The sequence below is a fragment of the Aurantimicrobium minutum genome, from assembly GCF_029893825.1.
Classification (GTDB): domain Bacteria; phylum Actinomycetota; class Actinomycetes; order Actinomycetales; family Microbacteriaceae; genus Aurantimicrobium; species Aurantimicrobium minutum_C.
The window spans coordinates 102429-114863 of record NZ_JARXXV010000001.1 but is presented as its reverse complement, the minus strand read 5'-3'; the positions used below and the strand labels follow the sequence as shown (position 1 = coordinate 114863).

The following is a 12435-nucleotide window of genomic DNA, read 5'->3' as shown; positions in this document are numbered from 1 at the left end:
CCCTCTAGCCTAGCCAACGAGCTGGGCTGCGAAGGCGTGTGGGGTGAAGCCCATCAAGTCATTGATGCCTTCGCCATTACCAACCAGCTTCACTGGAATACCCGTGCGCTCTTGAACTGCGAGCACAAAGCCACCCTTTGCCGAGCCATCGAGCTTCGTGAGGACCAAACCAGTCACCCCTGCGTGTTCTAGGAACGCTTCTGCTTGGGATAAACCGTTCTGACCCGTGGTGGCATCGAGAACCAACAGCACTTCTGAGATGGGGGCTTGCTTTTCAATGACGCGGCGAATCTTGGAAAGTTCATCCATCAAGCCACTCTTGGTTTGGAGACGACCTGCGGTGTCGATGATGACGATTTCGGTGCCTTTGTTAATAGCCCATTCAATGGTTTGGTATGCCACTGCAGAGGGGTCTTGGCCTTCCATCTGGGGACGAACAACATCAACACCTGCGCGTTCTGCCCAGGTTGCCAGCTGATCAACTGCGGCAGCACGGAAGGTGTCGGCAGCGCCCACGACAACGCTCTTGCCAGCATTAGCAATGTATTTGGCAACCTTGCCGATCGTGGTGGTTTTACCCACACCGTTGACTCCCACAACCAGGATGACAGCCGGACGCTCAGAGAGCTTAAGTGTGGTGTCGAACTTATTCAGACGATCTTCAATAGCTTCTCGCAGCAAACGGATGAAGTCTTCAGGATCGGTTGTGCCAAACTTTGCCACGTTAGCCCTCATCACCTCGATGAGTTCATCGGTGATATCAGGACCAAAGTCTGCCGCAAGTAGAGTTTCTTCCAACTCTTCCCACATGTCCTCATCAATGACTGCTTTACGTGAAGCCTTCGCCGCAGGTTGTGTCTTGACAGGCTTTGCTTTGGCAACAGGGGCTGGTTCAGCTTCCTCAACGACGGTTTCTGCAACAACCTCTGGCTCTGGCTCAGCAATAACTTCTGGCTCAGAAATAGTCTCGGACTCAGCGACGATGACAGAAACAGCCTCAACTACCTTCTCCTGAACAACTGGTTCAGGCTCGGTCACAGTCTCTACGACATCGACGACGACAGGCTCAGGCTGAGTTTCAACAACCTGCTCTGCAACAGGCTCAACAGCCTTTACTGGTTTCGGTTGCTTCTGTGCCTTCGGCTTTTCAACTACTGGTTGGACAGCAGGAGATGCTTCATGTTCAACCTCTTGATTGCGAGGAAGCGAGGGAACATCATCGAAGATGTCATCAACAGACTCATCAGTCTCTGCTCCGCGCGCAAAAAGCCCCTTGAGCTTGGCGCCGAGTGACCAACGAGATTTTTCTGCCATAGATACAGCGTATTAGGCGCCTTGAAGATACTTCGCCACGACGTGGGGAACGTAGGGGCGAACATCTCCACCAAGCGAGGCAACTTGGCGAACCAGTGAGCTAGAAACGTACGAGTGTCCAGGCTCGGGCATGAGGAAGATGGTCTCAATACCTGCAAGGTTGCGGTTAACCATCGCCATGGGAGTTTCGTAAGAAATGTCGAGCTGGGTGCGAATGCCCTTGATCAGAACGGTTGCCCCAATGTCAGAGCAGTAGTCGACCAGAAGTCCCATACTCCAGGAAGCCACGACGACGTTCTCGCTCAGGCCTGCCTCTTGAATAGCGTCCTCAATCAGCGTGACGCGCTGGGCAATAGGCAGAAGCGCATGCTTGTCCGGGTTATGCACAACCACAACATGAACCTCATCGAAGAGTTTTGTTGCTCGAGCAATAACGTCGAGGTGACCCAGTGTGATGGGGTCAAACGAACCAGGGACAACGGCGATCCTGCGCATACTCTCAGCCTACGCAGAATTCCTGCAAGGTTTTGGGCAACTTGCTAGTTTTTGTCCAAGAAATCGCGTTCACTTTCACTGAGTCGACGCGAGATTGCCTCTGCAAGGGCTGGATGCGAGCGAAAACCGGGATCTGTTTCCAAAATCTGCGCCGCAGCTTCACGGGCGTCCATGATGATGTCACCGTCCCGGGCAGCTCGCAACAGGCGCAGTGAAGAACGACCACCCGATTGACTTGTTCCCAGCACATTGCCTTCACTACGCAGTTCCAGATCGATACGGGCAAGTTCAAAGCCATCGGTCGTACTCGCAACAGCTTCAACACGTTCATAAGCAGTTGTTCCTGGCTGTGCATGGGTGACGAACAGAGCTAGTCCAGGGACTCCTCCTCGCCCTACACGTCCACGCAACTGGTGTAGCTGTGAGACGCCAAAGCGATCGGCATCCATCACCACCATGGTGGAGGCATTGGGGACGTCCACACCCACTTCAATCACGGTGGTTGCCACGAGGACATCAATTTCTCCGCGGGAGAATGCTTGCATGACAGCATCTTTGTCATCACTGCTCATACGACCATGAAGTTCAGCAACTCTGCGTGCACCGAGGAGAGGGTGCTCGCGCACCACTGCTGCTATTGACTCGACCGATGCTTTTACAGGTGTGACCACATCAGAATCACTATCTGAATCTTCGTCAACGAGTGCATCTGGATCATCTTCAGGAACGCCCGTGGCATCAATCGCAGGGCAGACGATAAAGGCCTGTCTGCCGGCAACCAGTTCTTCTTCGACGCGTTCCCACACCCGGGTGATCCAAGTGGGATGCTCCGCCAAGGTCACGGCGTGGGAAGTGATTCCGGCACGTCCTGCAGGTAGTCCCGCAATAATTGAAACATCTAAGTCCCCAAAGACCGTCATTGCCACGGTGCGGGGAATGGGGGTTGCGGTGAGAACAAGAACATGCGGAGTGAGTTCTGTCTTCACACGCAGTGCCTGACGCTGCTCAACTCCAAACCGGTGCTGTTCATCGACAACAACGAGCCCCAGATCAAAGAATTCCACTTTGTCGCTCAATAGTGCGTGTGTACCAATCACGATGCGTGCTTGACCAGAAACTGTGCGCAGCAACGCTTGGCGTTTAGCAGCTGCCGGTAATTGCCCTGTGATCAACGTGGGCATCACCGCAGCGGCAAGGTCCGGCCCCAGCATGTTGGTTATTGACCGAAGGTGCTGAGCCGCCAACACTTCAGTTGGAGCAAGCAGTGCGGCCTGTCCCCCACTATCGGCAACCTGCAACATGGCCCGCAATGCAACCAGGGTCTTGCCCGAGCCCACTTCACCTTGAACCAAACGGTTCATGGGGTGGGTGGAGCACAGATCTGTAGAGATTTCCGTGCCGGTGAGTACCTGGTCTTCAGTGAGCGTGAATGGCAAGCGAGCATCCAGTTGCTCCAGGAATCCACCTGGTTTGGGTGGACGGGGTGTGGCTGCCTGTGCCTGCGCCTTGGCTCTTTGATCAAGCAGTGTGGCTTGGAGAACGAAAGCTTCCTGGAAACGCAGTGCTTCTCTGGCTTGCTGCCAATCGGAGTCTTTCTCAGGCTGGTGAATCTTCAGGATTGCGTCGGTGAAGGACAACAATTTTCTCGCTGCCAACACCTCGGCAGGAACAGGGTCTGACAGGGTAGCTCCCGACTTCAACGGGGCAAGGACAACCTCGATGAGCTTGGTGATCTGCCAGCTGGCCAATGTGCTTGTAGCTGGATAGATCGGGATCGGAGTCAGCGCCCATTTGGCAGCATCTGCGCTGGTGTCATCCCGCTCGTCATCTGCATCGAAGAGTTCATAATCGGGATGTGCAAGTTGCAATGCGCCTCGATAGGCGCCGACTTTGCCGGCAAAGATCCCCCGCACCCCTGCTTTGAGGTCTTTAGCACGCCATGCCTGGTTGAAAAAGGTGAGAGTCATGATTCCACCAGAGCGTCCATCGGTGATGCGAACTTCGAGAATGGAGCCCTTGCGTGCACGCATGGGGCGTTCTCGAACATCGAGCACTTCGGCAACGATGGTCACGTTCTCATTGATGGGAACATCAGAAATAGCTGTGAGTTCACCGCGGCGGGCATAACGCCGGGGATAGTGAGCTAGAAGATCACCCACCGTGTGCATGCCAAAAGCTTTTTTCAGTGCAGCTGCCGACTTGCTGCCCAACACAGGTTCCAGCGCTGCATCGAGCAGGGCATCTGAGCTGGTCATACCCTCAAGTGTATGTTCGGCGACTGATTAGACCTTTGAGATCCAGTGGATAGTCGTCTCACCATATGCCTTGGATTTATCCAGTTCCAGGCCCGCCGGGATTTTTGGAAATCCTGTGCGAGAACTGCGTTCAAGCACTATTTCCCCATCAGCAGATAAATGTGGAATAACAAGCTCAAGGCAGTGCGTCACTTCCTCATCACTGTGTTCATAGGGAGGGTCGATAAAGACGATGTCGAAAGTTTCTGACACGGGATTTCCCAAATATGCAGACACCGAGGCAATCACCACACGGGTTGCAGAAGCATCTCGCTTTCCAGCTTGACGAATCAGATCCGCATTGCTTTTGAGTAATGCTCCTGCTTGCGCATTCTTCTCCACCATCGTGACACTGGCAGCTCCTCGACTCAGTGCTTCCAGAGCTAGTGCTCCCGAGCCGGCATAGAGATCGAGCACTCGAGCACCCTCGATCACATCACGGGCTTCTAAGGCAGAGAAAATGGCTTCCCGAACACGATCACTGGTCGGACGCGTGCCACTCTTGGGAACTTTCAGTTCTCTGGAACCAGCAAATCCAGAAATGATGCGAGTCATGAGAGTTCACCATTCCAGCCGGTATAGGGGTTCCATCCGTTTTCCGGCAGTGCCGCCTCCCCCATGGTGACGTGTGGAAGTTCCCCTGTTTCGCAGGCTCTGATGTGTCCTAGTGCCGTAAATCCTGGAGGTAGCGACTGCCCGTGCGGGAATGTCATCAGGAGTGCATGGTCTTCCCCGCCGAACAGGATTGCTTGACGAGCGCGAGCAGCATCCACACCCACTTCTATGGCCAGATGTGCTGCAAGATCATCTAGTGCACTTTCATCGAGCTGAATAACCACGCCACTAGCTGCCGCAATGCGACCAGCATCCATGATCAGAGAATCTGAAATATCCATGCCTGAAGTTGCCCCAGCAATCCCTCCGGCCACTCCTTGTGAGATGGGTGGCCAGGGTGCCAGCTGCGCAGAGAGAAGTAATGGATGGGTGCGTTCCTTCTCCCCCGCAAATAGTGCGGCCAGCCCGAGACCTGCCAGGCCTAGTCGACCAGAGAATGCCAGCACATCTCCTGGCTGAGCGCCAGAGCGCAACACAGGTTGACGCCCATCCAAATCACCAAACGCGGTGACACTGATGGTCAAAGTGTTTGAGACCGAGAGATCTCCGCCAACCACTCCGCAACCGGGGGCCAGCTCAAGGCAGGCATCGTGGAAACCTTCAGCAATCTGCTCCAAGAAGGACACGTGAGTGTCCTGGGGGGCCGCGATGGAGACCACCATTCCAGTGGGACGTGCCCCCATTGCTGCAACATCAGAAAGATTGGTTGCAGCTGCCTTGACACCCAATTGGTGTGGGGTGGACCATTCCAAGCGGAAGTCGGGGCCGTGCACCATCATGTCGGTGGTGATGACAAAACGACCGTCAGGGGCACTCATCACCGCACTGTCGTCGCCTGGGCCCACGATCGTGAAATCCGAGTGGGGCAAGCGGGGAAAAATGCGAGCGAGGATTGCAGACTCAGGCATTTCGCCTAATGTCGCATTCTCAGGAATTTCACTCACCCTCTCACGGTAGCCTGAACAGGATGAATATTCGCACTCGAGCACTCACCTTCGGCACACTTTCTGTGGCCATAGGTCTTTCTGTGGCAGGCTGTGCCGGGCAGGTCCCAATGACTCCCGCAGCCGATTCGAATAATCCGGACTGTGCTGCGGTAACCGTGAGACTACCCAACACGGTTGCCAATCTTCCCAAGCGTGAAACCAACGCTCAGGCAACTGGAGCGTGGGGCTCTCCCGCTTCGGTATTGCTCACCTGTGGTGTGGAAGTTCCAGGGCCCAGCACTTTGCCTTGTGTTTCCGTGAATAACGTGGACTGGATTGAGGATGACTCCCAGGCCCCCCTCTTTCGCTACACCACTTACGGTCGCACTCCCGCGGTTGAGGTGGTCATTGATTCCAACGCCGTCAGTGGCACGACCACACTGGTTGATCTGGGTGCAGCAGTGGGTGTGCTTCCACAAACAGCAAAGTGCACAGACCTCGCTGATGTGTTCAACGGAAACTAGAGTCGTTTCCTAGTCTTCAGCGTGGTGAGCAAGGGCTACTTGAATGAGCTCATCAATAAGCTCGGGATAGCTCAGTCCTGACTTCTGCCAACAGGTGGGGAACATCGAGATGGGTGTGAAGCCAGGCATGGTGTTGATCTCATTGAGGACGAAACCAGTGTCAGTGAGGAAGAAGTCCACACGAGCCAAACCGGCACCATCGATTGCTTCGAACGCACGAATGCTCAGTCGCTGAAGTTCGGAGAGCTCGTCTGCACTCAGCTTGGCTGGGCAGACCAAGTCAATACCTTCCGCCCCGAGATATTTCGCTTCAAAGTCATAAAACTCTCGCCCGGTGACGACGATTTCACCGGCAACCGATGCACGTGCAGGATGACCAGGCATTCCCTGCAGCACAGCACACTCAACTTCGCGACCGACGATGCCTGCTTCGATGAGGACGTGGTCATCTTCCAAAAATGCCACATCCATGGCAGCGGCGAACTGATCCCAGTTCGATACTTTCCCCACGCCCACGCTGGAACCAGCACGTGCTGGCTTAATGAACACGGGAAGAGTCATTTGTTCTGCCATGGCGCGAATAGCCTGGGGGCGCTTGTGCCAGTCATAGCGCTTGATGGTGCGCCATGGAGCCACCTCAATACCCGCTGCCTGCAAAACGGTCTTGGTGAAGTGCTTGTCCATGCCCAAGCTCGACGCAAGAACTCCAGAGCCCACATAGGGAAGGCCAAAGAGTTCAAGCATTCCCTGAATGGTGCCATCTTCACCATATGGTCCATGCAAAATCGGGAATACGACATCTACATTCCCTAAGGAACGGTCGACGCCATCACCTGAAACCCACAGTTCATTAGAGCCAGCAGATTCTGGCCAAATGATTCTGGTGCCGTTGTCTTCAACCTCGGGAAGTTGCCCAGGAATAAGTACGTAATCGTCAGGGTTGGCACTGGCCAGAGTGAATGCTCCGTCACGAGTAATACCAATAGGAAGGACCTCGTAACGAGTTGTGTCAATCGCCTGAAGTACTCCCCGGGCTGTCGCGCAGCTGATTGAATGCTCGCTTGAGCGCCCCCCAAACAACACCGCCACCACGAGCTTGGTAGTCATCGAGGCTCCTTTCGCCCTGAGGCTCATCCGTATCAGTTGTGAGGTGTGGTGCAATGTCCTTGGGGTCGAGCGTACCGGCCAGAACCTGACTGACCTGCTCCACGATAGGCATGTCCACTTCACGAGCTCGTGCAAGAGTAAGTACTGGTGCAACCGATGCTAGACCTTCAGCAGTCTGTTGCATCTGGTTGGTCACTTCTTTGAGGGTGTAACCCTGGCCAAGTAGACGACCGGCCGTGTTGTTTCGAGACAGTGGAGATTCACAGGTGGCAATAAGGTCACCTAGACCTGCAAGACCGGCAAGAGTTTCTGGCTGTGCCCCATAGGCAACAGCAAAGTCTGTCATCTCGGCTAGGCCACGAGTGATGATGGATGCCTTGGTGTTGTCTCCGTAACCCACACCATCTACGATTCCCACTGCAACAGCAATGAGGTTCTTTAGAACGCCACCGAACTCTGTGCCAGGAACATCAGTGTTGACGAAGCAGCGGAAGTAGCGGTTAGACACTGTGAGAGCGACGGTGCTGGCGGTCTCTAGGCTTTGGCTAGAGATAACCGCGGCGGTGGGCTGCTCTTTCGCAATTTCTAGAGCCAAGTTAGGTCCAGATGCCACCGCAACCATGTCAGGGCTGATAGGAAGTTCTTCGGCAATAACCTCGCTCATGCGAAGTCCTGTCTTGCGCTCCACGCCCTTCATCAGAGAGATCACAATCTGGTCTTCACGTAGCAGCGGAGCGAGTTGAACCAGGTTCTCGCGCAGTGTCTGGCTAGGAACACAGAGGTAAACCTGTTCTGCATTCTTCACCGCTTCTGCCATTGAGCTAGTTGCGACCAGGTTCAGCGGCAAGCGAATACCGCGGAGGTAGTCGCTGTTGCGGTGGGTTTCGTTGATGTCTTGAGCCAAATCATCACGACGAGCCCACAAAGACACATCGTTGCCGCCGTCAGCAAGAATCTTGGCGAAGGTGGTTCCCCAACTACCGGCACCGAGAACAGCAACTTTGCGGGCAGGTGGCGTTACAGGTTTCTTACTCAAAACCGCCCCGTCTCACTCTGGTTGTGCTCTGCTGGGTTCCAGCGGGTTGCTGGCGCCTTCTCACCACGTAAGTCTTCCAGCAAAGCAGTGATGGCGTCCATCACCTTTGTGGTTGCGGCGGTGAGAGTTTTATTATCCAGCGGTTTACCTTGGAACTCGCTGAGGTCAACAGGGTCCCCCACTTTCACGTCAATCGTGTGACGAGGGAAAACATTGATTTTCTTGGAATAGCGCGCCATCAAATTCTGGGTTCCCCAGTGTGCAATCGGAATCACGGGAATACCCAACTCGAGTGCAAGTCGAACAGCACCGCTCTTGCCGCGCATGGGCCAGATGTCTGGGTCGCGGGTGAGAGAACCTTCCGGATACACAATCACAGCACGTTCTTTAGACACGAGTTCTTTCGCTGCGTTCAGTGCGGCAGAGCTGCGGGTAGATCCACCACGTTCAACGGGGATTTGCCCAGACTTCAACAAAATCCAGCCCAACACGGGAACTTTCAAAATGCTGGCCTTGGCCATAAAGCGGGGCAACCGGCCCAGATACCAGGTGGCAACACCAATGACTACGGGGTCAATATTGGAGTAGTGGTTGGGGGTGATGACCACTGCACCACTGCGGGGCATTTTTTCGGGGTTGTGGAAGCGATATTTCACCATCACACCCATAATGGGCAGGGCGAAAATGGCAAAAAGCCAAAAGATTGATGGCTTGCTGCGTTCACTCACCAGAAGTTACTCGCCCTCGATAACAAAGTCGGCACCTAGCTGGCGCAACTTGGTAATGAAGTCACCATAACCACGACTAATGATTCCCACGTTGCTCACCCGTGAGGTTCCTTGAGCCGTCAGGGCAGCAATGAGGTGGCTGAACCCTCCACGAAGGTCAGGTACTTCAATATCAGCACCGTGGAGCTCAGTGGGGCCAGAAATGACGGCCGAGTGCAGGAAGTTACGTTGACCGAAACGGCACGGGTGACCACCCAAGCATTCGCTGTGGAGCTGAATGTTGGCGCCCATCTTGATCAAAGCGTCAACGAAACCAAAGCGCTGTTCGTAAACCGTCTCGTGCACGATTGACACACCCTGTGCCTTGGTCAGAGCGATAACCAACGGCTGCTGCCAGTCGGTCATGAACCCAGGGTGCACATCTGTTTCGATGACAACGGGCTTGAGTTCGCCACCGGGGTGGAAGAAGCGAATACCGTCGTCGTGGATTTCGAATGCGCCACCGACTTTGCGGAAGATGTTGAGGAAGGTGAGCATTTCTGCCTGCTGAGCGCCTCCAACGAAGACGTCACCGCCGGTTGCCAGAGCTGCCGAAGCCCAGCTTGCTGCTTCATTGCGATCGAAAAGTGCACGGTGGGTGTATCCCTCGAGCTTGTCGACGCCTTCGATGCGAATCACGCGATCAGTGTCTACGGAGATAATGGCACCCATCTTTTGCAAGATGTTGATGAGGTCCATGATTTCGGGTTCGATCGCAGCACCTGAAAGTTCAGTCTTACCCTTGGCACGAACTGCTGTGAGCAATACCTGCTCGGTAGCACCCACGCTGGGGTATGGCAGAGAAATTTTGTTACCCACCAGGCCCTCAGGCGCAGTCATACGAATACCTGACGGCAGCTTCTCAATCACTGCACCAAAGTTTCCGAGAACTTCTAGGTGGTAGTCGATGGGGCGGTCACCAATACGGCAGCCACCAAGGTCAGGAATAAATGCCTCACCCAGGCGGTGCAGAAGTGGACCACAGAACAAGATCGGAATACGGCTGGAACCAGCATGTGCATCGATGTCGGTCATGTGTGCTGATTCAACACCGGCAGGATCTAGATGCAGAGTTCCCTCAGCAACGTTGTGTTCCACCTTGACACCGTGAACTTCAAGCAATCCCTTAACCACACGAACATCGCTGATATCTGGAACGTCACGAAGTTCTGAGGGGCTTTCACCCAGAAGTGCAGCAACCATGGCCTTAGTGACAAGGTTCTTGGCACCCTTGACTTCAATACGGCCAGACAGAGGACGTCCACCATTAATCGTGATGGTGTCACCGGAGAGGCCTACGCGTGCGCCAGCGGCGCGTGCGTCGTTTGCAACAGTGTTCATGCGTGCCTCACAGGAAGAGTCTTGGGCCGCCATCCTTCTCGCTGAGCTTCGAAGTCTGAGATGGCCTGTTCGTTACGCAAGGTTAGCGCGATGTCATCGAGACCTTCGAGCAAACGCCAGCGAATGTAGTCATCGATTTCGAAAGGAACAACCAGCTCGCCCAGCGTAGCCTTCTTCTCAACCAAGTCGACTGTCATTTCAACACCCGGCTGTGCTTCTAATGCACTCCAGAGCTTTTCGCAGTCCGCTTCAGAAATGACGCCAGTGAGCAATCCCTGCTTGCCTGAGTTTCCTCGGAAAATATCAGCGAATTTTGGGGCAAGAACGGCATCGAAACCATAGTCACGCAGTGCCCACACCGCGTGTTCACGAGAGGATCCTGTACCAAAGTCTGGACCAGCAACCAGCACGCGAGCACCAGAGTACTCAGTCTGGTTCAAGATGAACTCAGGATCCTGACGCCAATTAGCGAACAGTGCGTCGTCAAAACCTGTCTTGGTCACACGCTTGAGATAAACGGCAGGAATGATCTGGTCCGTGTCGACTGCGCTGCGGCGCAGTGGAACGCCCACACCAGTAACTGTGGTGAATTTTTCCATGACTAGCCTTCCAAATCTGAGGGGCTCGAGAGCGTTCCACGAATAGCAGTTGCTGCAGCAACCTGTGGGGATACGAGGTGGGTGCGACCACCCTTTCCCTGGCGTCCTTCAAAGTTACGGTTCGAGGTTGAGGCGCATCGCTCCCCCGGAGCAAGCTGGTCAGGATTCATACCCAAACACATCGAGCATCCAGCAAAACGCCACTCTGCACCAAAGGCTTCGATGATTTTGTCCAGGCCCTCAGCTTCTGCTTCCAAACGCACTCGAGCAGAACCTGGAACGACCATGACGCGAACGCCATCAGCCTTCTTCTTGCCTTCCACGATGGAAGCGAAGACGCGAAGGTCCTCAATACGACTGTTGGTGCACGAGCCCATGAATACAGCATCTACAGGCACATCTTTGAGACGAGTTCCTGGCTTGAGATCCATGTATTTGAGAGCACGCTCTGCCGCAGCACGCTCATTGGGGTCAGAGAAATCTTCTGGCGAAGGAACAACATCGCTTAGGGAAATACCTTGACCAGGGTTTGTTCCCCAGGTCACGAAAGGTTCAAGTGTGTCGGCGTCAAGGTTAACCTCAGCATCAAACACAGCGCCTTCATCAGTGGGAAGGGTCTTCCAGTACTCAACAGCCGCATCCCAGTCAGCACCAACAGGTGCGTGGGGGCGGCCTTCCAGATAGTCAAACGTGGTCTGGTCGGGAGCCACCATACCCGCACGAGCTCCTGCTTCAATGGCCATGTTGCAGATGGTCATGCGACCTTCCATGGACAGGGCACGAATGGCAGAACCACGGAATTCAAGCACGTAGCCTTGGCCTCCGTTGGCACCAATCTTGGCAATAACCGCAAGGATGATGTCTTTTGCAGAGACACCAGGCTTGAGTGTCCCCTCCACGTTGATAGCCATGGTCTTGAACGGCTTGAGCGGAAGAGTCTGGGTAGCCAGGACGTGTTCAACTTCGCTGGTACCAATACCGAATGCCATGGCACCGAACGCGCCGTGTGTAGAGGTGTGTGAATCTCCACACACCACAGTGATACCGGGCATGGTCAGACCAAGCTGTGGTCCCACCACGTGCACAATTCCTTGTTCAACATCTCCGAGAGAGTGCAGGCGAACACCAAACTCTTCTGCGTTATTGCGCAGGGTTTGAATCTGAACGCGGCTGGTCTCATCAGCGATGGGCTTATCAATCGCGAGAGTAGGTGTGTTGTGATCTTCTGTAGCGATGGTCAAGTCCAAGCGGCGGACGGGACGTCCGGCTTGGCGCAGGCCATCAAAAGCCTGTGGGCTGGTTACTTCGTGAACGAGGTGGAGGTCGATATAGATCAGATCGGGAGTGCCATCTTCACCCTTGACGACCAGATGGTCGTCCCACACTTTTTCCGCGAGAGTTCTTGGTTTGTTCACCT

At 54.6% G+C, this 12435-nt stretch carries 11 protein-coding genes and 1 pseudogene; 1 reads left to right on the top strand and 11 read right to left on the bottom strand.

What is annotated here, in order from left to right:
- Window positions 1-9 precede the first annotated feature (9 nt).
- The 5 genes and pseudogenes from ftsY to thiL all read right to left on the bottom strand — a co-directional run.
- Window positions 10-831, bottom strand: a pseudogene (gene ftsY / locus M2120_RS00480) (signal recognition particle-docking protein FtsY); the annotation flags it as partial.
- A gap of 495 nt (window positions 832-1326) precedes the next feature.
- Window positions 1327-1809: a pantetheine-phosphate adenylyltransferase gene (coaD, locus tag M2120_RS00475; RefSeq protein ID WP_280796779.1), complete on the bottom strand. Its 483-nt coding sequence runs from the start codon at window positions 1807-1809 to the stop codon at window positions 1327-1329.
- 44 nt (window positions 1810-1853) lie between these two features.
- The gene (locus M2120_RS00470; protein ID WP_280796778.1) at window positions 1854-4064 is read right to left on the bottom strand and encodes an ATP-dependent DNA helicase RecG; all 2211 of its coding nucleotides are present in this window, start codon (window positions 4062-4064) and stop codon (window positions 1854-1856) included.
- Between the two features lie 27 nt (window positions 4065-4091).
- On the bottom strand, window positions 4092-4658 hold the full coding sequence (gene rsmD / locus M2120_RS00465; RefSeq protein WP_280796777.1) for a 16S rRNA (guanine(966)-N(2))-methyltransferase RsmD: 567 nt from the start codon (window positions 4656-4658) through the stop codon (window positions 4092-4094).
- Window positions 4655-5626, bottom strand: coding sequence for a thiamine-phosphate kinase (gene thiL / locus M2120_RS00460; protein WP_432418542.1), 972 nt, complete (start codon window positions 5624-5626; stop codon window positions 4655-4657). The genes rsmD and thiL overlap by 4 nt, the downstream gene beginning before the upstream one ends.
- A gap of 59 nt (window positions 5627-5685) precedes the next feature.
- On the opposite strand from thiL, the gene M2120_RS00455 reads away from it, so the two are divergent.
- The gene (locus tag M2120_RS00455; protein ID WP_280796775.1) at window positions 5686-6168 is read left to right on the top strand and encodes a DUF3515 domain-containing protein; all 483 of its coding nucleotides are present in this window, start codon (window positions 5686-5688) and stop codon (window positions 6166-6168) included.
- Window positions 6169-6177: 9 nt separating this feature from the next.
- Here the strand turns inward: M2120_RS00455 and M2120_RS00450 are convergent, their stop codons facing one another.
- The 6 genes from M2120_RS00450 to leuC are packed head-to-tail and all read right to left on the bottom strand — an operon-like array spanning window position 6178 to window position 12433.
- On the bottom strand, window positions 6178-7275 hold the full coding sequence (locus M2120_RS00450) for a D-alanine--D-alanine ligase family protein (protein WP_280796774.1): 1098 nt from the start codon (window positions 7273-7275) through the stop codon (window positions 6178-6180).
- Entirely contained in the window at window positions 7178-8311 is a 1134-nt protein-coding gene (locus M2120_RS00445; RefSeq protein WP_280796773.1) for an NAD(P)H-dependent glycerol-3-phosphate dehydrogenase, read from the bottom strand. The genes M2120_RS00450 and M2120_RS00445 overlap by 98 nt, the downstream gene beginning before the upstream one ends.
- Window positions 8308-9039 carry a lysophospholipid acyltransferase family protein gene (locus M2120_RS00440; protein ID WP_348519936.1) on the bottom strand — a complete coding sequence of 244 codons (732 nt, stop codon included), beginning with the start codon at window positions 9037-9039 and terminating at the stop codon, window positions 8308-8310. The genes M2120_RS00445 and M2120_RS00440 overlap by 4 nt, the downstream gene beginning before the upstream one ends.
- A gap of 6 nt (window positions 9040-9045) precedes the next feature.
- Complete coding sequence (gene murA / locus M2120_RS00435) at window positions 9046-10419, bottom strand: UDP-N-acetylglucosamine 1-carboxyvinyltransferase (RefSeq protein ID WP_280796772.1); 1374 nt, start codon at window positions 10417-10419, stop codon at window positions 9046-9048.
- A complete protein-coding gene (gene leuD, locus M2120_RS00430) occupies window positions 10416-11018 on the bottom strand; it encodes a 3-isopropylmalate dehydratase small subunit (RefSeq protein WP_280796771.1) in 603 nt (200 codons plus the stop codon). Before leuD ends, murA begins: the two co-directional genes overlap by 4 nt.
- A gap of 2 nt (window positions 11019-11020) precedes the next feature.
- Entirely contained in the window at window positions 11021-12433 is a 1413-nt protein-coding gene (leuC, locus tag M2120_RS00425) for a 3-isopropylmalate dehydratase large subunit (RefSeq protein ID WP_280796770.1), read from the bottom strand.
- Window positions 12434-12435 lie beyond the last annotated feature (2 nt).

Bases quoted from the DNA above. Each gene is read 5' to 3' on its own strand.
- coaD (WP_280796779.1), bottom strand. From the start codon at position 1,809: ATGCGCAGGATCGCCGTTGTCCCTGGTTCGTTTGACCCCATCACACTG.
- M2120_RS00470 (WP_280796778.1), bottom strand. From the start codon at position 4,064: ATGACCAGCTCAGATGCCCTGCTCGATGCAGCGCTGGAACCTGTGTTG.
- rsmD (WP_280796777.1), bottom strand. From the start codon at position 4,658: ATGACTCGCATCATTTCTGGATTTGCTGGTTCCAGAGAACTGAAAGTT.
- thiL (WP_432418542.1), bottom strand. From the start codon at position 5,626: ATGCCTGAGTCTGCAATCCTCGCTCGCATTTTTCCCCGCTTGCCCCAC.
- M2120_RS00455 (WP_280796775.1), top strand. From the start codon at position 5,686: ATGAATATTCGCACTCGAGCACTCACCTTCGGCACACTTTCTGTGGCC.
- M2120_RS00450 (WP_280796774.1), bottom strand. From the start codon at position 7,275: ATGACTACCAAGCTCGTGGTGGCGGTGTTGTTTGGGGGGCGCTCAAGC.
- murA (WP_280796772.1), bottom strand. From the start codon at position 10,419: ATGAACACTGTTGCAAACGACGCACGCGCCGCTGGCGCACGCGTAGGC.
- leuD (WP_280796771.1), bottom strand. From the start codon at position 11,018: ATGGAAAAATTCACCACAGTTACTGGTGTGGGCGTTCCACTGCGCCGC.